The sequence below is a fragment of the Natronomonas halophila genome (genome assembly GCF_013391085.1).
GTDB lineage: Archaea > Halobacteriota > Halobacteria > Halobacteriales > Haloarculaceae > Natronomonas > Natronomonas halophila.
This window is the reverse complement of the sequence record NZ_CP058334.1, coordinates 1,118,315-1,136,446: the sequence shown is the minus strand read 5'-3', so window position 1 is coordinate 1,136,446 and position 18,132 is coordinate 1,118,315. Positions and strand designations below refer to the sequence as shown.

Annotated in this window: 23 protein-coding genes; 10 read left to right on the top strand and 13 right to left on the bottom strand. The window is 65.9% G+C overall.

The features are described from left to right. The first annotated feature begins 115 nt into the window (after positions 1–115). On the top strand, positions 116–505 hold the full coding sequence (gene fer / locus HWV23_RS06260; RefSeq protein WP_178289567.1) for a ferredoxin Fer: 390 nt from the start codon (positions 116–118) through the stop codon (positions 503–505). Between the two features lie 54 nt (positions 506–559). Here the strand turns inward: fer and HWV23_RS06255 are convergent, their stop codons facing one another. Beyond that, positions 560–1,144: a cysteine hydrolase family protein gene (locus HWV23_RS06255; protein WP_178289566.1), complete on the bottom strand. Its 585-nt coding sequence runs from the start codon at positions 1,142–1,144 to the stop codon at positions 560–562. A 139-nt stretch (positions 1,145–1,283) separates the two neighbouring features. Between HWV23_RS06255 and HWV23_RS06250 the strand changes: the two genes are divergently transcribed. Next, positions 1,284–2,300, top strand: a complete 1,017-nt coding sequence (locus tag HWV23_RS06250; protein ID WP_246282735.1) for an A24 family peptidase — start codon at positions 1,284–1,286, stop codon at positions 2,298–2,300. A gap of 54 nt (positions 2,301–2,354) precedes the next feature. Here the strand turns inward: HWV23_RS06250 and HWV23_RS06245 are convergent, their stop codons facing one another. Continuing rightward, the gene (locus HWV23_RS06245; protein ID WP_178289565.1) at positions 2,355–2,945 is read right to left on the bottom strand and encodes an RPA family protein; all 591 of its coding nucleotides are present in this window, start codon (positions 2,943–2,945) and stop codon (positions 2,355–2,357) included. Then, the gene (locus HWV23_RS06240) at positions 2,945–3,874 is read right to left on the bottom strand and encodes a replication factor A (protein ID WP_178289564.1); all 930 of its coding nucleotides are present in this window, start codon (positions 3,872–3,874) and stop codon (positions 2,945–2,947) included. The genes HWV23_RS06245 and HWV23_RS06240 overlap by 1 nt, the downstream gene beginning before the upstream one ends. Before the next feature lie 189 nt (positions 3,875–4,063). Between HWV23_RS06240 and HWV23_RS06235 the strand changes: the two genes are divergently transcribed. From HWV23_RS06235 to HWV23_RS06225, 3 genes are all read left to right on the top strand, one after another. Beyond that, on the top strand, positions 4,064–4,348 hold the full coding sequence (locus tag HWV23_RS06235; RefSeq protein WP_178289563.1) for a DUF7091 family protein: 285 nt from the start codon (positions 4,064–4,066) through the stop codon (positions 4,346–4,348). 72 nt (positions 4,349–4,420) lie between these two features. Beyond that, positions 4,421–4,684, top strand: a complete 264-nt coding sequence (locus tag HWV23_RS06230; protein ID WP_178289562.1) for a hypothetical protein — start codon at positions 4,421–4,423, stop codon at positions 4,682–4,684. A 36-nt stretch (positions 4,685–4,720) separates the two neighbouring features. Then, a complete protein-coding gene (locus tag HWV23_RS06225) occupies positions 4,721–5,149 on the top strand; it encodes a universal stress protein (protein WP_178289561.1) in 429 nt (142 codons plus the stop codon). Here HWV23_RS06225 and HWV23_RS06220 read toward each other — a convergent pair whose 3' ends face one another. The 4 genes from HWV23_RS06220 to HWV23_RS06205 all read right to left on the bottom strand — a co-directional run bounded on the left by HWV23_RS06220 (position 5,150) and on the right by HWV23_RS06205 (position 7,888). After that, entirely contained in the window at positions 5,150–5,920 is a 771-nt protein-coding gene (locus tag HWV23_RS06220; protein ID WP_178289560.1) for a DICT sensory domain-containing protein, read from the bottom strand. A gap of 84 nt (positions 5,921–6,004) precedes the next feature. Beyond that, positions 6,005–6,793, bottom strand: coding sequence for an SDR family oxidoreductase (locus tag HWV23_RS06215; protein ID WP_178289559.1), 789 nt, complete (start codon positions 6,791–6,793; stop codon positions 6,005–6,007). 63 nt (positions 6,794–6,856) lie between these two features. After that, positions 6,857–7,312, bottom strand: coding sequence for a Tfx family DNA-binding protein (locus tag HWV23_RS06210; RefSeq protein ID WP_178289558.1), 456 nt, complete (start codon positions 7,310–7,312; stop codon positions 6,857–6,859). 69 nt (positions 7,313–7,381) lie between these two features. Next, positions 7,382–7,888, bottom strand: a complete 507-nt coding sequence (locus HWV23_RS06205; RefSeq protein ID WP_178289557.1) for a TRAM domain-containing protein — start codon at positions 7,886–7,888, stop codon at positions 7,382–7,384. Between the two features lie 97 nt (positions 7,889–7,985). On the opposite strand from HWV23_RS06205, the gene HWV23_RS06200 reads away from it, so the two are divergent. Beyond that, positions 7,986–8,639: a hypothetical protein gene (locus HWV23_RS06200; RefSeq protein WP_178289556.1), complete on the top strand. Its 654-nt coding sequence runs from the start codon at positions 7,986–7,988 to the stop codon at positions 8,637–8,639. On the opposite strand, the gene HWV23_RS06195 is transcribed toward HWV23_RS06200, so the two are convergent. Both HWV23_RS06195 and HWV23_RS06190 read right to left on the bottom strand, forming a co-directional pair. Then, the gene (locus HWV23_RS06195; RefSeq protein WP_178289555.1) at positions 8,636–8,902 is read right to left on the bottom strand and encodes a hypothetical protein; all 267 of its coding nucleotides are present in this window, start codon (positions 8,900–8,902) and stop codon (positions 8,636–8,638) included. The genes HWV23_RS06200 and HWV23_RS06195 overlap by 4 nt on opposite strands. Before the next feature lie 210 nt (positions 8,903–9,112). Then, positions 9,113–10,111: a radical SAM protein gene (locus HWV23_RS06190; RefSeq protein WP_178289554.1), complete on the bottom strand. Its 999-nt coding sequence runs from the start codon at positions 10,109–10,111 to the stop codon at positions 9,113–9,115. A 152-nt stretch (positions 10,112–10,263) separates the two neighbouring features. Between HWV23_RS06190 and HWV23_RS06185 the strand changes: the two genes are divergently transcribed. Continuing rightward, positions 10,264–10,920 carry a DUF6517 family protein gene (locus HWV23_RS06185; RefSeq protein ID WP_178289553.1) on the top strand — a complete coding sequence of 219 codons (657 nt, stop codon included), beginning with the start codon at positions 10,264–10,266 and terminating at the stop codon, positions 10,918–10,920. A 222-nt stretch (positions 10,921–11,142) separates the two neighbouring features. Further along, the gene (locus HWV23_RS06180) at positions 11,143–12,240 is read left to right on the top strand and encodes a DUF373 family protein (RefSeq protein ID WP_178289552.1); all 1,098 of its coding nucleotides are present in this window, start codon (positions 11,143–11,145) and stop codon (positions 12,238–12,240) included. A 6-nt stretch (positions 12,241–12,246) separates the two neighbouring features. Here HWV23_RS06180 and HWV23_RS06175 read toward each other — a convergent pair whose 3' ends face one another. Continuing rightward, on the bottom strand, positions 12,247–13,035 hold the full coding sequence (locus HWV23_RS06175) for an HVO_0234 family beta-propeller protein (protein WP_178289551.1): 789 nt from the start codon (positions 13,033–13,035) through the stop codon (positions 12,247–12,249). A gap of 33 nt (positions 13,036–13,068) precedes the next feature. Next, the gene (locus tag HWV23_RS06170) at positions 13,069–13,842 is read right to left on the bottom strand and encodes a helix-turn-helix transcriptional regulator (protein ID WP_178289550.1); all 774 of its coding nucleotides are present in this window, start codon (positions 13,840–13,842) and stop codon (positions 13,069–13,071) included. A gap of 203 nt (positions 13,843–14,045) precedes the next feature. Here HWV23_RS06170 and glmM point away from each other — a divergent pair, with 203 nt between their 5' ends. Continuing rightward, a complete protein-coding gene (gene glmM, locus HWV23_RS06165) occupies positions 14,046–15,416 on the top strand; it encodes a phosphoglucosamine mutase (protein WP_178289549.1) in 1,371 nt (456 codons plus the stop codon). 15 nt (positions 15,417–15,431) lie between these two features. Here the strand turns inward: glmM and HWV23_RS06160 are convergent, their stop codons facing one another. Together HWV23_RS06160 and hisI are read right to left on the bottom strand one after the other, a co-directional pair. After that, complete coding sequence (locus HWV23_RS06160; protein WP_178289548.1) at positions 15,432–16,547, bottom strand: DUF7118 family protein; 1,116 nt, start codon at positions 16,545–16,547, stop codon at positions 15,432–15,434. Between the two features lies 1 nt (position 16,548). Continuing rightward, entirely contained in the window at positions 16,549–16,911 is a 363-nt protein-coding gene (hisI, locus tag HWV23_RS06155) for a phosphoribosyl-AMP cyclohydrolase (RefSeq protein ID WP_178289547.1), read from the bottom strand. Between the two features lie 139 nt (positions 16,912–17,050). Here hisI and HWV23_RS06150 point away from each other — a divergent pair, with 139 nt between their 5' ends. Beyond that, positions 17,051–18,007 (top strand): succinylglutamate desuccinylase/aspartoacylase family protein, encoded by a 957-nt coding sequence (locus HWV23_RS06150; protein WP_178289546.1) that lies wholly within the window; start codon positions 17,051–17,053, stop codon positions 18,005–18,007. Positions 18,008–18,132: the final 125 nt, after the last annotated feature.

Below are 18,132 nucleotides of genomic sequence, written 5' to 3'. Positions count from 1 at the left end.
CGTTCGACAGACGCCCCCGCCGTCAACGATAAAAAGTGAACAATCGTTCGTATAGGGTCGAAACGCCGGCCGTAACAGCAACCTTCAACACATAGGGGTGTGAACTCACGTGTTGATGCCCACGGTAGAATACCTTAACTACGAAGTACTGGACGACCACGGCTGGGACATTGACGACGACGGTCTCTTCGAGGAAGCGGCGGACGCCGGCCTCGACGGCGAGGACTACGGTACCCTCGACGTCGCCGAAGGCGAGTACATCCTCGAAGCGGCCGAAGCACAGGGCTACGACTGGCCCTTCTCGTGCCGTGCTGGTGCCTGTGCGAACTGCGCCGCCATCATCAAAGAGGGCGAAATCGAGATGGACATGCAGCAGATCCTCTCGGACGAGGAAGTCGAGGAGAAGGGCGTCCGTCTGACCTGTATCGGCAGCCCCGCCGCCGACACGGTCAAAATTGTCTACAACGCCAAGCACCTCGACTACCTGCAGAACCGCGTCATCTAATTCGGCATCTTCTCGCCGTCCTTTGCTGTTTTTCCCGAGTAGCCGTGCGACCGGCTATCGTGCTTCCAGTGCTGCGAGAAGCGTCGCCGTCTCGACGATTTCGGCGAACTCACCCGAAAGCTGTGCCAGCGACAGGCGGTGGTTCTGCTCGGCCGCATAGCGCGTGCCGTTCAGTTCCCGGTCGTGGGTGACACACGCGTCGCCGACGACGAACGGCTCGAAGCCGAGGTTTTCGGCCATTCGCGTCGTCGTCGAGACACAGTGGTCGGTCGTGAAGCCGACGAAGACGGGCCGCCGGACGCCCGCCTCCCGGAGGCGCGTCTCCAGGTCCGTCCCGATGAAGGCGCTGTTTACCTCCTTCGAGATGACGGGTTCGTCCTCGGTCGGTTCGGCCTCGGGTTTAAATACGTTCCCGGGGCGGTCGGGCCGCAGCGGCGACCCCCGTTCCGTGGAGTCGTGTTTGACGTGAACCACCGGGAGGTCGGCCTCGCGGAAGGCAGTGAGGAGTTCCCCGATATGCCGCTCGGCGTCGGGGTTGTTTCGGTCGCCCCACCGTTCGTCGTCGAACCCCTGCTGGACGTCGATGGGGACCAGCGCGACCCGCTCGATATCGAGCGTCTCGTAATCCCGGTACGGCATGTGTACGAGTAGGTACCGAACCACCGGGGATATACCTTCCTTCTCCGGCGGTATCTCCAGGCTGGTGGACGAACGTCCACCATCGATGCTCGCTTGCTGAAGCCGGGCGTTTATATACCCGCTCGACGCAAGACGGGGTGTGTCGTCGCTCGTCTTCGGTCTCGCGACCGTCCCCGACCTCCTCCGGTTGCTCGCGGTGCCGGTCTTCGCGTGGGCGGCCTACCGCGACCTCGAGACGCGGCGGGTCCCGAACCGGACGTGGGCGCCGCTTTTGGTCGTCGGCATCATCGCCCTCGTCTGGGACGCGTGGCTCGTCACCGAGCTCTCGCCCTACCGACAGCAACTCTTCGCGATACAGGTCGGCCTCTCGCTCGGCCTCGTGGCGCCGCTCGGCTACGTCTTCTGGCGACTCGGTGGCTTCGGCGGCGCCGACGCCAAGGCCGTCATCACGCTGGCGGTACTGGTCCCCGTCTATCCGACCTTCTATCTCGCAAGCGGCGCCTACCCCGCCTACGGGGCCCCGCTGGGCGTCTTCTCGCTGACGGTACTGTCGAACACGGTGCTGGTCGGCCTCTTCTATCCCATCGCACTGGCGGTCCGAAACCTCCCGAACGGGGAACCCACGCCGGCCATGTTCATCGGCCGGCCCGTCGCCGTCGAGGACGTCCTCTCGGAGTACGGCCGCCTGCTGGAGTCCCCCGAGGGCTTCACCCGTCGCGGCCTCGATATCGACGCCCTCCGGATGTATCTGCGCTGGCGCGGTGTTTCCTTCGCCGAGATTCGCGAAACCCCCGACCGCTATCGCCATCCGCTGCCGACCGAGCGCAACGACCCCGGGGACGGCTCTATCGTCGAGGACGAGCGCGCGCTGACCGACGGCGGTGTCGCGAGGGACGAAGCGACCGATGCCCCGAGACCCGCCGTCCGGCCGCTCGACGAGTGGGGCGTCGAACGATTCCTGTCGGAACACGACGCCTACGGGACGACCCCCGAGATGCTGCGGGAGGGGCTGGAGACGCTCACCGCCCCTGACCGCGAGCAGGTCTGGATTACGCCCGGGATTCCGTTCATCGTCCCGATGTTCGTCGGCCTGCTGCTGGCCTTCACGTTCGGCGACCTGCTGTTCGCGCTGATGCAGTTCCTCGGATTAACTTAGGATAGTCGTCCCTCGGCAGGTCGGCGACGCGAAAAGGGGAAAGAGCGTGTGGGGTTACGCTTCGGCGGCGACTTCGGCCTCGTCTTCGAGGTCTTCCAGCGCCTTGACGACCTGGTCGCGGTAGATACCGAGGTCGACCTCGTACTGGGTTTCGGACATCGCGTCGTACTCGTCGGCGGTGTCGAACGTCTCGATACGGTCGAGGGTGCGTTCGGCCGTCTCGACGACCCAGCGGTCACGGGTGCCGGCGTCGACGACGGTGATGGATTCCGGCCGCAGGGAGACGTTCACGTCGCCCTCGTCGGTCTCGTAGGTGCGGGGTTTGCCGACAACGGCCACGTAGGCCGGCGTTTCGGCGTCCCGGAGCACCGAGGTGGCCTCGGGCTGGTACTGGCCGGCGTAGGCGAAGAACGTGCCCGTCGGGTCGACGATGCGGCCACGCCAGTACTCGGAGTCCTCGCCGACGTCCTCCGTCTCGGTGAGCGTCCCGACGACGAAGACGCGGTTGGCCCGCTCGCCGGTGGGGAGCAGCGAGTAGACGGGCGCGCGCTCGTCGTCGGATTCCTTGAACGTGTACGTTGCGTCGTTGAACTCGGCCGCGAAGGCGCGTCGGGCGACCTCGCGGGTGGGTGCGGATTCACTCATTACAGGGACCTCGCTTTGATCAGCACGCTTTCGGCATCGTCCGGTGCGCCCAGCGTCTCGATGTCGTCGGCCAGCACGTACCGGCCCATCGTCGGGCCGCGAACGCGGTAGTAGCGGCCGAGGACGGTTTCGCCCATCTCCTCGACGACGACTTCGGTGTCGAGGGCGTCCATCGCCATCTCCTGAGCCTCGTCGAGGGTGATGCCGGTCAACTCCTCGGTGGCTTCCTGATTGAAGATGACCTCGTGGACGGCCTCGCCGTCGTCGATGACGCCCTTGATGCGCAGGTCGAACTCGCCTTCGACGTCGCCGTGTTCCGAACAGCGACCGTTCTGGAGGACTCGGGTACAGCCGTCCTCGGGACAGCGCTTGATGAGCCCCGAACCGGACTGGATGTCGACCAGTGCGCCCTCGACTTCGTCGGCGTTGTCGCCGACTTCGATATCCTCGTCGACCTCCTCGATGGTGGTCGTGGAGTTGAGTTTCACCGAGAAACTGCCCTCGTACTCGTCGGTGACGAGGTTGCCGAGGCGGTAGACCGTCCCCTCTTCGAGTTCGGGAAGGTCGCTTTTGGCCCACTTGGTGAACTTGATGCGCCCGGTCTCGTCGCCGACGAGGCCGACCTGTGCGATGGAGTCCGCGCGGGGCTCCCAGAGGTCGACCACCTTGACGGTGAGGTCGAGCCACTCTTCGGGGGCGTCGATATCCTCGACGTTCGCGGCTTCGCTGCCGCCGCCGGCCAACTCCTCGCGGTCCATGTCGGCCTCATCGAGGTACGTCGAAACCACGCTCCGCCGCGCTTCCTCGATGGGGACGCGGTATTCGGAGACGAGCGTCTCGAGGCGGTCTTCGATTTCGTCGACGCTCACATCGAGCGAGTCGGAGAACTGTTCGTGTATCTCGTCCGCGTGCTGTCGCAGGTCTGTCATGGTGTGTCCGTCTCCGCGTGTTTTCAATGGGAGACGTACGCCGGTTGGTGCTTGATGGTATAAAAGTCGTCGGTAGCGCGGTGAAAGTGAAAACCGACGGAAGGAGGGCGTCCGGTGCCGTTCTCGGGTATCCGTGGCCGCTCGTGTGCTGCCGACGGCTCTTTGTGGCCCGCGTTCCAAACGGCGTCCGTGAGCAACCGTCGTCGCCTCGAACGGCTCCTGCGGACGAAACTCCGCTCGGCGGGCCAGCAGTACGCGGAGGCCAGAAAGGCCTACAGCGACGCGAAAACGTCGACGCTCGCCGACCTCCCGACCGACGAGGAGGGCCGCGCGAAAATCGTCTGCCGCCGCCACGCCGAGAAACGGGCGGTTTCGCTCGATTCGGAGGCCCGACCGGCCTGTTTCGACCCCGAGCATCAGGACTGCCGCGGTTGCGTCGAGGACATCCGTGAGGGTCGCATCGAAACGTGGTAGCCCGTCGCGGCGCCGTCCTGCAGTAAGGATTATGACGGTCGGGGCCGGTTGCCCTGCTGTATCCCGATTCAGATGGCCCGAAGCGACCCGTTTCCCGTCGACCGAACGCTGGCGGTCGCTCGGCGTATCCTCCGCGTGCTCCTCTATACGCTCGCTGTCTGTGTCGGTATCGGCCTCAGCGTGCTGGTCCTCGTCGGCGTCCTCGTCGCGACGACGGCGGTAACGGGCTCTCGGACCCTCGGCAGTTTCGCCGCACTCGTGGCCTTCGGACTGGCCGTCGCGCTGCCGGTCTACTGGCTGGTCGCCCGCGACGGAACGGACGATTTCTCGCTGTAACCGGGTAATATTAATCCTCCCGTCGATAGGCCCGATATGACCTACCTCGCCGCGTTCGACGGGACCGACCTGTCACGTGCCGCGCTGGACCGGGCGGTATTGTTCGCCGAGCAGAACGACCAGCGACTCGTCGTCGTGTGCGTTCTCCCGACCGACCGGTCGCTCGCCGAGACGTACGGGCTGGTCGAGGGCGACGAATACGACCCGGAGGCCGCCGCCGAACGGCTTCGAGAGGCCGTCCTGGAAATCGCCCCGAACGCCGACGTTCGCTTCGACAATATCGACCGTTATGCGGGTAAAGGACAGATCGGTTCCAAAATCCGCCGGGCGGCCCGAGAGGTGGACGCCGAAATCGTCTTCCTCGGTAGCGACAACGCGGGCCGCATCGTCAAACCAGTCACCAGTGTCGGCGGAACGGTCGCCAGCAGCCTCGAATACGACGTCTTCATCGTTCGCTCGTCGTAATCAGAAGTTCTCGATGACGTACTGCTGGATGGCCTCGACTCGCTCGCCGTCGTAGGTCCATATCGCATCCCAGATGTTCGGCCCCGTCTCGATAGCCAGAAGGGCCGCCGGGTCGAGATTGGGGTCCTCGGGCGTGTAGACGACGAACCACGACCGCTGGTACTCCTCGTCGGTGCCGGTGTGGATGTGGAGGCCCTCCCGGTCGTATTCGATATCCGGCAGGCCGTAGATGTGTGTCTCGACGTTGTTTTCGGCCAACCGTTTATAAACAATCTCGGTCCCTCGCTCGTCTCGAATCCGCGAGAGTTCCTGAAACGCGACGTCGAGTCGGCCCTTGTCGGCCGTGAGCGCCCGGTTCTCGATGAATCGGGACATCACGATGAGCAGAAGTTTCTCCTTGTTCGATTTCGGGAAGCCCCGCAGCGAGAAGACCATCTCGTCGAGCGCGGTCAACACGTCGGGGGCCTCGTACTTGTCGACGCCGCTCGTTCCCGTCTTGTAGAGGTCGGCGTTGACGAGCAGCACCGCGTTCTGCAACTCCTTCAGCGGCGAGGTGGCGACGACAGTGCCGTCTTCGAGGAGCGCGACGACGTTGTCCGCCTCGTCGGGCAGGTCCCGTTCCTCGATATCGATAGCGAGCGCCCCGAACGACTCCTCGAAGAGTCGCTGTATCGGCTCCGGTTCCTGCCGGTTGAGGACGACGAGCGTTCGTTCGGGAACGTCGTCCTCGGTGAGAAAGCCCCGAAGCGAATCGGGTCGGTTCTGGTCCATCCGGTATCGAAGTACGGGGACGACGATATTTAAACTACGGGCGGACCTCTCGGTCGGGGCCGTCCCGTCGAATCGGGTATCCGCTCAGACGCTTCGGGTCGACCCGCCGTCGACCGGCACGGACGCGCCGTTGATGTACGAAGCGCGGTCGCTGGAGAGCCACGCGACGGTCTCGCCGAGTTCCTCGGGGTCGCCGACGCGTTCCAGCGGGATGCCTTCCGACCAATCGTCCAGCCCCGACTCGTAGTCGGCGTAATCGCCGCGCTCGACGCCCTGTTCGACCAGTTCCTCGATGCGGCTCGTCTCGTGGGCACCCGGCATGACCGCGTTGACGCGCACGTCGGGGGCGAACTCATGAGAGAGGGTCTTCATCAGGCCGATGACGGCCCGCCGGACGGAGTTCGAGAGCACGAGGTCGTCGATGACCTCCTTGACCGACCGGGAGGTGATGTTGACGACGGTGCCGCCGCCGTCCTCCGAGAGGGTCGGCTGTGCGGCCCGGACGGTCCGGACGACGCTCATCACCAGCAGGTCGTAGGCGTCGTACCACTCCTCGTCGGTCGTCTCCGCAAAGGGGCCCGAGGGCGGGCCGCCCGCGCTGGTGACGACGTGGTCCAGACGGCCGAACGTCTCGATGGTCTTGCCGACGAAACCCTCCAGTTCGGCCTCGTCGGTGATATCGGCCTCGACGGCCAGTACGTCGCCGTCACCGAGCGATTCCAGTTGAGCCTCTGCCTGTGCAAGGCGGTCCGTATCCCGGCCACAGACCGCGACGTCGCAGTTCGCCCGGGCCAGCGCCTCCGCACTTGCGAGGCCCAGTCCTGCGGTTCCAGCCGTTACGAGCGCTGCGTTACCGTCGATTCCGAGGTCCATATCGGGAAATCGCCCGCCGGAAGTATAAAAGGGGTCTTCGCGGCAGCGCCGGGCCGTCGTCGGCTACTCGCGGACCTGTACGGTCCCGTCAGTGGTGACGGTGACCGTGATGTCCCGTCGGACCTCGCGGCCGTGGACGGCGTCGCCGGCGGCGTCCCCGACCAGTTTCATCAACTCGGGGGCGGTCCGATTTACCTTCACGCCCGCGTCGTCGCAGGCCGAATACACCCGGTTCGGCACGTCGTAGAGGTCGGTGCCGGCCTCGACGGTCAGTTTGACCGGCGCCGACAGCGCCTCGGCGAAGGCCACCGTCTCGCGGGCCTTGGCGATGTTCTCGCGGGCGCTGGCCTCGATGCTGGAGACGTTGGCTCGGGAGGTGCCCAACTCCTCGGCGATGGCCGACTGCTGGATGCCCTGCTCGCGGAGCGCGAGCACCTCCGCCTGCCGGCGGGTCAAAACGCTTTCATCGGCGTCGAAGCCGGCGCGGTCCAACAGGTCGTCGACGTTCGGCAGGCTCATGGGTTGTGTAGAACGGTCGAATCGTGCGGTCGAAACGTCGATGCGGCAGGTCGGACTGGCACGGTTAGCCTAGTTGCCCCAGAAGTTCTCGCGACTGCCCAGTCGCTCGCGGCTGAGTGCCTTCTCGCGGTCGCTTTTCCCCTCGCTCTCGTCGGCGTCCTCGCCTTCGGCTTCGTCATCCTCGGCCTCGCCGGCCTCCTCGCCCTCGTCGGCTTCCGCTTCGGCTTCGTCCTCCTCGTCTTCCTCGGGAAGCCGCTCGACGACGTCGGCGCGGGCGTGACTCGACCGGACCTCGGTAATCTTGACCTCGGCGCGGGCCGGCGGCAGCAGGCCGTCGACCATCACGATGAAGCCGTCCTCGGTTTTGCCGACGCCGGCGCCGGACTCGTGGATGTCCTCGACGTCGACGACGACCTTCTCGCCCATCTTGACCGGCTGCTGTTTGAGGTCGCGGATGGGCTGGTTGTAGTGCGAACACCACTCGGCACCACCGCGGTCCCCGTAGTGTTGACATCCCATTCCTTCGACGCGTTCGGAAAAACTCGGGCAGTCGTCCGCGAGTGGGCAGTCCGCCATAGCGATGCTTTGCCCCGCAGTCGATTAAACGCTTGCGGGTCGAACGCGTCCGCCGCCAACGCCAGCGCTTTGCCGGTCGACGCCCAATCACGGATAGATGAGTCGCCGCGTCCCCGAGGCCGCCCCGCTCGTCGGTCTGGTACTCGCCTTCGCCTTCGGACTGTTCGGCCTCCTGTTCTCACCGAACCACCTCGGCACCCTGCTGGTCAGCGCCCTCATCCTCTATCCGTTCGTGGCGTTCGGCATCGTCCGCTCGGAGTCGCCCGAGGACGTCTTCGTTCCGGACTACGTTCTCGCCGCGGGCTTCCTCGCGAGCGCGCCCGTCTTCCTCTACGGAATCGTCATCCAGCGGGCCCTTTTCGGGTCGCTCGTGGCGCTGGTCGTCGGCGTTCCGCCAGCGCTGTATCACGCCCGGTTCGGCGAGTCGGTCAATCCGCTCTCGCCCGACGGGTCTCTCGCCGCCGGCCTGCTCGGAACGGTCGGCCTGCTGGCCTACGCCACCGTCTCCGACCTGCTCGCCGGGTCGGCGGCGGCCGCCATCCTCGGTGCCGCGGCGGTCGATTACCGACGCCAGCGCGGCGGCCCCATCGACCGGCGGACCCGAACGATTGCGCTGGTGGGCTGTCTCGGCGGCGGCCTCCTCGCCTTCGGCGCGTTGGCGGCGGCCGGCCGGTCGACTGAGGGGCTGGCTATCGGCGGCGTACTGGTCGTCATCGGTGCGTTCGTCGCGGCCGGCGCCGAGATGGCCTAATCGAGATACTTCGTCAGCAGTTTCCGGTCGAACAGGTCCAGCGCGATTACGACCAGTCCGGCGATACCGACCTGTGCGGTGGTCGGCAGGTTCGTCAGCAGGCCCAATATCACCAGTTGCCCGAGGAAGAGTATGCCACCGAGTTCGAGTCGGTCGACGACGGCGACGAGGTTCAGGTCGTCGTGGAGGTCGACGCGTGCCGGCACGCGATTGTCCTCGCCGATGCCGAGCAGCCCCAAGAGTGGTGGCCCACCGTTTGCCATAGCGGCCCTACCGCTGGGGGTACAAAAGGGATACTGGCCGTGGCAGTTTTGCAGAACCAGCAGGGGAAATCAATCGATTACGCCAGCGGCGTCCGCTCGACCACAGTACCATCCAACCTTTTTCGGCGTCGGGTCGCGCTACGCGCGACCACTCCTTGAAAAACGTTGATGAAAAAGGCCGGCCTCGCTACGATCGGCCGGATGTTCCCTCTACGCTAACGGCGTCCGTTCCACGACGGTCCCGTCGTAGGTCGGATACTGCTCGACGATTTCGCCGTCCTCGACGTCGCCGTCCTCGACCATCTCCTCGAGGAGCCACCACGCCAACTCGACGTGGTCGGATTTGACGGTGTAGAACTCCTCGGGGACGCCCAACTCGTCGAGGCGCTGTTCGGTCACCCACGTCTTCCCGTAGACGATGGTGCCGTCGTCGGTAATCTCGTCGAACTCCCGCTGGATATTTCGGGCCATCCGCTTGAGTCGCGAGCGGTGCTGTGCGGCGTCCTTGAAGACCGAGGTACAGAAGTAGACCTTCTCGTGGGAGGCCATGTCCTCCAGGATTGCGTCGTCCTTCGACCCCTCGACGGCGGACATGTGGTCTTCCTGCAGTTCGAAGCCCTCCTCCTGCATCCGGCGGTAGTTCCCGTCGGACATCTCGAACTCGTTGATGTTACAGAAGTCGGCGGCGCCCTCATCGAGGAATTCGAGGAACTCCGGTTCCGCGCGGATGCCCGGAATCTCGAAGGCCGGCGTTAGACCTTCTTCGCGAGCGATGTAGAGAATCTCCTCCCATTCGGTGCCGTGCATGTCGCCCCACAACTCCAGCGGCGGGTGGAAGCGAATCTCGTCGAGGCCGGCCTCGGCGAGGCGGCGCATGTTCTCGCGGCCGCCCGTGATGCCGGTATAGAGGTGGATGTGGTGGTCCTCGCCGAACTCGTCTTTGAGGAGTTCGATGTATCGGCAGGTCTTCTCCATGGCTTCCTGCGGTTCGCCGCCGGTAATCGAGGAGCCGAGCGCGTCCATGCGCTTTGCTTCCTCGATGATTTCCTCGTCGTTCTCGATGGGCCGCTCGTTGGCGTACGTCTGGGTGACGTTCTTGCGGTTCTCGCCCAGCGGGCAGTAGAAACAGTCACGCTGGTCGCAGTACCCGTAGACGAAGAGTACCATCTTGCCGCCCACGGCGCACTGTTCACAGCCCTTCGAAATCATTCGTTGTTCCCCTTTATCCACCCAGCGGGAAAAGTCGTGCGTTGTGGATTTCTGCGGGCGGGATTTGCGGGCTACGGTGTAAGGGGTTTAAAAGGAATCGCGGTATCTCCGGGCCGACGGACTAATGAGCGAGAATCGCCTTCCCACACGTAATGAAAAAGACGCGACGTGAATTCCTCGCCGCGACGGGAACGGTCGGTGCAGTGGGGCTGGCTGGCTGTAACGGACGCCTCACCTCCGACGGCGCCGCCTTCGGGGCGGTAGAGGCGAGCCTGTCGGCGAGCGTGCAGAGCGAGACGGACTATTCGCACCACCGGACGATCAAGGACACCCAGACCCGACAGTTCAGCCGGTTCGGTATCAGCCGAACCGTCGAGGTGACAAGCGTCATCTCGGAGTACGACCGAGCCATCGAACTCGGCCTCATCGGAACGCGGGTTCAGGCGGCCGTCTTCGCGACGCTGTCGACGCCGCAAATCAGTCTCCTCGGCAAGGATTTCAACCCGCTCGCGGAGATGGACACGACGGCCATCGCCAACATGATTCAGGAGCGATACGACAACATCCACAACGTTCAGGAGGAGGCTACTCTGGAGGCTGAGGTCGCCGGTGAAACGACGAGTGTCACGCGGTTTACCGCTGACGCGCAACTCGCCGAAATCGGGCAGGGCGTCGAAATATACCTCTACGTCAGCGAACCCGCAGAGGTGGGGGAGGACTTCGTCGTGACGCTTGCGGGCCATCCGACGGCCTTCGGCCAGAACGAGGAGACGGTCCGGACGCTGATGGGCGGCGTCACGTACGAGTAACGCGGAAAATCTCACGGGGGTGGTGAAGCGTCCGCGAGCGAACGAAGTGAGCGAGCGGTTCACCGCGCCGAGCGAAGCGAGGCGGGGGACCGAGACCCGACCGGAGGGAGGGTCGAAGTGTCTTTTTCATCGAAGTTTTTGCCGGCGAGCCGTAGGCTCGCCGTGCAAAAAGTTCGACGGAAGGAACTTAAGCGCCCGCGTGAAAGGGAGTGACAACGAGCGATGCTGCTCATCCTCTGTGTCGACCTCGACGACGACCTCGGCCGGAAGACGGAGTTCGATACCCCCGTCGTCGGCCGCGATAACGTCGAAGAGGCGGCCGTCGCCCTCGCGAACGCCGACCCCGAGGACTCCGACGTCAACGTCTGCTTTCAGGGCGTCCACCTCCACGACGCCATCGACGACGAGAGCGTGGAGGTTGCGGTCGTCACGGGCACGGCGAAGGCCGACGTCTCCGCGAACCGGAAGGTCGGCGAGGAGGTCGACACCGTCCTTGCCTCGCTGTCGACCGGTGAAGACGTCCGCGCGCTGGTCGTGACCGACGGCGCACAGGACGAATCCGTCCTGCCGGTCATCCGCTCGCGGGTGCCCATCGACGCCGTTCGCCGGGTGGTCGTCCGGCAGGCTCAGGACCTCGAATCGATGTACTACACGTTCAAGCAGGTGCTTGCAGACCCCGAGACCCGCGGGACTATCCTCATCCCGCTCGGAATTTTGCTGCTCATCTACCCGGTCGCTATCGTGGCCGACGTCATCGGCCTGCCGGGATCGACGCTGGGTGTGGTTTCAGCGCTCATCGGGCTGTATATCCTCTTCCGCGGTCTCGGTCTCGAAGACGCCATCGACCGGTCGCTCGAACGCGTCCGAGTCGGGCTGTTTTCGGGGCGGGCCCAACTCATAACCTACGTCGTCGCGGCGGCGCTGGTCGTCGTCGGCGGCGTCGGCGGCCTCGAAGTCGTTGAGGGGATGGGCAACCCCGACCTGCTTCCGGCGGCGGCCGCGTTCGTCTTCGGCGCCGTCCAGTGGGTCGCCGCCGCGGGCATCGTCGCCGCGCTCGGCCGCATCACCGACGAGTACCTCGCCGGCAACTTCCGCTGGCGCTACCTCAACGCCCCCTTCTACGTGGTTGCTATCGCCATCGTCCTCCACGGCCTGAGTGCCTTCTTCCTCGATATCGAGTCGGTCGGCCTCTCGTATCTCGCGGCGACGCTGACCGCCGGCACGCTGCTCGGCCTCGCCAGCACGCTCGCCTTCGCCGTCGCCGAACAGCGGCTCTCGACGAGTGCCGACTCCGACTCGGAGTCCGAACTGATCGGCTAAGTGCGTTCAGCGCACGACAACGCCGACGACGCCCGGCAGGCCGAGCGAGCGGTGCCGCCAGCCGTCGCCCGCGTTCGCGAGGAACGTCCCGTCCTCGGTGACCGCGTAGGTCGCCTCGTCGTAGGCCACGCCCGCAATTCGGCCGTCGACGGGCAGGTCGACCGGTTCCCAGTCGCCGCCCTCCGATTCATCGCTGGTCGCGCGCGCGAACAACTCCTCGGCGGTGGCGGCGTGCGCCCGTCCCTCGGTGGCCGCGACGACGGAAAAGATGCCCTCCCGTGCCTGCATCCAGCCGTTGGCGAGGTAGTAAAGCCCCTCGTCGGTCGCCGCCAGCAGGTCGCTGTCGGCCGCCACGTCGTTGGCCGCATCGAGGCCGACGGGCGTGCCATCGGTCCGGTAGACGCCGCCGGCGGCCGCGACCAACCCGCCCGAAATCGCTCGAACGTCATCGATTTCGGCGACGGTCTCCCAGCCGTCGTCGTAGCGGGCGAGTCGGCCCTCGCCCGCAGTGAGGAGTCCGTCGTCGAAGCCGACCGCCGTCGCCGGGCCGAAGCCGGTTTCGGCGAACCCCTCCTCGGTTTCGAGCAGGACGTCCGTCGGCGTGGCGACGGCGAGGCGGCCGTCCGCCGCGACGTCGACCACTTCGCCGCGGTATTCGAGGCTGAACTCGCCGACGATATCGTCGGAGACGTTCACACGTGCGAGGCCGGCGCTCGTCCCCACGTAGGCCGTCGTCGCTCCCGCCTTCTCGTCGTAGACCCGCTTTTCGTCGATGGTGATGTCCTCGTCGGTCATGTATGAACAGGGGACGGCGGCCGACGAAAGCGTTTATACAGGCGTCGCCCGCTCGTGTTCGCGTTCGAACAGCCGGTTCGCCCACGCGAGGACGGCATCGTCGTCACAGAAGACCGCGCCGGCGAGGGTGCCCTCGTCGTAGACGAACAGCCCTAAATCGGCCTCGTCGAAGACGACGATGGCGAAGGGAAGTTCCCCGTCGGCGATGCGGACGTCGAAGGAAGGTTCGGAGACGGCCGCCTCGAAGTCGTCGTAAATCGACCGGACGCGGTCGATACCGTCGTCCTCGATGACCAGTTTCGCCGTCCGGTCGCCGGACTCGACGTCATCGTGGATGCCGGCGAAATACCGGGGCATGCCGGCCGGCGAGAAACACCGGATGGTATCGGTACCCTCACCGAGGGATTCGAGGTGGTCGAGTGGCCGCTCGGGAGCGTGTCGGCCGGGAACGATGACCCGCCCGTGTTCGAAGACCGCCAGCGGCACGCGGGTCGCATCCGGAATCGCGTTCAACAGCTGTTCGGCCGCGACGAGGCGGTCGAGGCGGCCCCGGTAGTCGTCGTGGCGTCGCCACGCCAACCGCCCGATACCCGTCAGTTCGTAGCCGTCGGCACCCTCGGTGATGAGGCCGTGGTCTTCCAGTTCGGTGACCGCCTTGTAGACGGTCGACCGCGACCGGTCGAGTTCATCGCGGAGGACCCGCTGTGGTTTCGGGCCGTCGGCGAGACACGTCAGCAGTTCCGCCCGTTTGTTCAGCAGGTCGGCGACGGTCCCTCGGTCGGCCCCCACGTCCGGCCGGTTGCTCATGTCCCGATAGTTTCCGGCGGGGCAATGGTGAACGTTTCGACTCGCGAAACATCGTTCGCTGTCCGAGACACACGTCGGGGCGTAACATGAAGGGCCAACCGTCCGCAGAAGCGATTGCGCCCGCTGGCGCTGCCCTCCTATCCTTCCAAGCGGGACTTTCCCGTGCCGGAACCCATTTGCCGCCCGCCTCCGAGGACTCGTTTATGCAAGTGTTCGGGTCGAGCGGGGTACGTGGCATCGCCGGCGAGGAGTTGACGCCGCCCTTCGTCGGCCGTATCGCCGCTGCCGCCGGGACGGTACTCGACGCCGACGCGGTCGCGGTCGCCCGTGACACCCGTACGACCGGCCGGATGTTCGCCGACGCCGCCGCCAGCGCGCTCGCCGGCGTCGGCTGTACGGTCCACCGACTCGGCGTCGTCCCGACGCCCGGCGCACAGGCCTACGCCCAGCGCGCGGGCGTCCCCGTCGTGATGATTACCGCGAGTCACAACCCGCCCGAATACAACGGTGTGAAACTCGTGGGCGCCGACGGCGTCGAACTCCCCCGTGAAACCCTCGAACGCGTCGAGAAACGGCTTCTCGGTGACGATATCGGCCTCGTCGGCTACGATGCCACCGGCGGTCATCACCGAATCGACACGGCCCGCAACGCCTACGTCGAGGACCTGCTGGCCCGCCTCGAAACGGAGGGCCACCGCGAGCGTATCGCCGACGCCGAGTTGACCGTCGCGCTCGATCCCGGCCACGGCGCCGGCTGTCTCACGAGCCCCGAGTTCTTCCGCGAACTCGGCTGTCGCGTCGTCACCGTCAACGGCCAGCCCGACGGCCACTTCCCCGGGCGAAACCCCGAGCCTGTCGCCGAGAACCTCGCGGACCTCCGCCGACTCGTCCGGGCCACCGACGCCGACGTCGGTATCGCCCACGACGGCGACGCCGACCGCGCAATCTTCGTCGACGAGACGGGTGCCCATATCGAGGGCGACGCCGCACTGGCCGCTCTCGCGGCCGCCGAACTCGATGCGGGCGAGACGGCCGTCTCGGCGGTCAACGTCTCCCAGCGCCTCGTCGACGCCGTCGACGACGCCGACGCTACCCTCGAACTCACGCCCATCGGCAGCACCTACATCATCACCCGGATTCGCGAACTCCGCGAGGCGGGCCGTGCCGTCCCGGTCGCCGGCGAGGGCAACGGTGGCATCATCTTCCCCGACTACCGCATCGCCCGGGACGGCGCCTACACTGCCGCCCGCTTCCTCTCGTTGCTCGCCGACCGCCCGGCCAGCGAAATCGCCGCCGAACACGGCGGCTACGCCAACGTCCGCGTCAATCTCGATTACGCGGACGACGACGAACGCGAGGCCATGCTCGCCGCGGCCGAATCCTACGCCGCCGAGGCCGACGCCGAGTTGACGACCATCGACGGCTACCGGCTGGATTACGGCGACGCGTGGGTACTCGCCCGCCCGAGCGGCACCGAACCGCTCGTCCGCATCTACGCCGAGGCCCGCGACCGCGACCGCGCCGAAACGCTGCTGGCGGGGATGCGTGAGGCGATGGACTCGGCCCGAAAATAAACGGGACCTACTGACTCATATATCGCAGTCCTCCAGCGCCGCCTCGATGCGCTCTTTCTCCTCGCGAGTGGCTTCGAGTTCCTCGGCGACCGCACCGCTCGCTACCCGCTCTCGTTCCTCCTCGGTCATCTCCGCCCGCGCGACGGCGGCCGTCTGTAGGCGGCCGTAGTCGTCGCGCCGCGTCAGCGCCCGTACCTCGCGCAGCGCCGCGACCGTTTCCTCGTCGGCGAACCGGCCGACGACCGAGACGAGTTCGTCCGCCAAAAACCGGAGCGTGTCGGCGGGCGGGGTCGGCCAGCCGATACACAGCGGGTCGGCCGAGAGGCCTTCGAGGTACGTCCGGTTGGTCGCGACGCGGCGTTTGAGGCGGTCCGCGTCCTCGACGTAGTGGCTCAGTTTCGACTGCGAGTAGTCGGCGTACTCCAGCAGGTCGGGGACCGACTGCTCGCCGGCCGGTCGCTCGCGCACGTACTCCAGCAGTCGTTCCGACGGAGCCTCGTAGTCGACCAGCGGTGACGCCGCCGCGGTTTCGACCCATCCGAGGAACTCGCGGGCCGATTCGTCCCGACGGAACGCCGCGAAATCCTCCCGGACGGCTTCGTTGTAGCGCTCGACTGGCTCGCGCAATTCCTCGACGGGGGCATCGAGGTCGGCCTCACCTAACTCGACCAGCCGTTCGAGGTCGTCGATACGCTCGCCGAGTTCTCGGAGTCGGTTTTTGGCCCGCTGGCGTGTCTTTCGGTAGCGGGTTTCGGCGGCCTCCAAGTCCTCGCGCAGTTCGGCGTATTCTGCGGCGGGTGAAAGGGCCTCCCGGGCGGCCTCGAAGTCCCCCTCGTCGAGGGATTTGGAGACGCCCTTCGTCTTGACGTGGCGGTCCGCTTCGACGAAGGCGTCGCTTTCGGGGACGTCCTCGGGAATCGATTCGAGCGTCTCCGAGATGTCGTTTCGGAACTCCATGTAGCCCTCGAAGTCGTCCCAGTCGGTGGCCCGCTCCTCCCAGCGGTCCAGCACGCGCTCGACGGATTCGTAGGCGTCGGCCACCTCGTCGAGGTGCTCGTGGTCGTCGGCGCGGTCCCGGTACTCGTGGACGGTCTCGCAGGCCTCTCGGAGTTCCGCGGCGACGTCGGACACGTTATTCGTAGACCTCGTCGGGGTCGAAGACTCGTTCGCCGACGACCTCGCCGTCGGGCGTCCGGTGGAAACAGCTCTCATAGCCCGTGTGGCAGGCGCCGCTCTCCTGGTCGACGAGATACAGGATTGCGTCACCGTCGCAGTCGACGCGAATCTCCTCGATTTCCTGGGTGTGGCCGCTGGAACCGCCCTTCTTCCAGAGTTCCTCGCGGCTCCGGGAGTAGTAGTGCGCATAGCCCGTCTCACGGGTCTTCTCGAAGGCCGCCTCGGAGACGTAGGCGAGCATCAGCACGTCGCCCGTCTCGGCGTCCTGTGCGACGGCCGGTAGTAGCTCCTGTTCATCGAAAGCGAGGTCGACACTCATTACTCGAACGTGGGTCTCACGGGGGAATAGGCCTTTTCGTTAGCCGGTCGAAAGGGTCGGAATCAGCCACGGACGCGGCCGTCGGAAAAGCCGACGGGTATCAGTAGGTCTAAGAACGCCCGGCCGACGATTGGTAGTAATGACGACCCTCGGCACGGCGAATGCGGGCCCCGGCGAGATGGACACCGGGCGGCTGTCGGTCGGCGAGGCCAGAGACGGGTCCGAGGTGGGTCTGCCCGTCGCGGTCATCAACGGCGCACGCGACGGCAAGACACTCTATATGCAGGCGGTCTCCGACGGGGACGAACTCAACGGACTGGGCGTGCTCCAGCGACTCGTTCCCCAACTCGACCCGGCGGAACTGGCCGGCGAAATCCTCATCGTCGGCATCGTCAACTACTACGGCTTTCAGGTCGCCGAACACCGCAACCCCATCGACGACACGAAACTCAACCGCGCCTACCCCGGCGATAGCTCCGGGACGGCCTCCGAACGCATCGCCGCCGCGACGTTCGATGCCGCCAGTCGCGCCGACCTCGTGCTCGACCTCCATCAGGGCTCGACCTCCTGTATGATAAACGAGACGCGGGTCCGCTGTGGCACCCGCCACCGCCTCCATCGGGACTGTCTCGAACTCGCGAAGGTCTTCGGCTGTGGCCACATCCTCGACCAGAAGGGTCCCGACGGCCAACTCGCCCGCGCCGCGCCCGACGAGGGCATTCCGACCATCGACCCCGAACTCGGCGGCGCCGTCGGCTGGGACGAAGAATCCATTCAAAAGGGCGTGAAGGGCGTCTTCAACGTCCTCCACTACTACGGCTTCCTCGACGGCGACATCGACCGCCAGCCCCAGACCCGCGCGACCGGCTTCGAACAGCACGGCTCGCCCGCCGGCGGTCTCGTCGATTTCAAGGTCGACCTCGGCGACGAAGTCGAGCGTGGCGACACCCTCTTCGAGGTCACTGACCCCTTCGGAACCGTCAAAGCCGAGGTCACTGCCGATTCCGACGGCGTCTTCTGGCGACACCGCCGCCTTCCGCAGGTCGCGACCGGCGAATACGTCTGTTCGGTCGGGACGGATATCGATCAATTCTAGCCCACTTTTTGCACGAGAACGCGGGTCGCGGCGTTGCCGCGACCCCGGTTCTCGGCAAAAACTTGGGGAAAATATGCGCGCCTCCCTCCAGCCGCTCAGCCTCCCTATGGTCGGCTGAGCGTTAG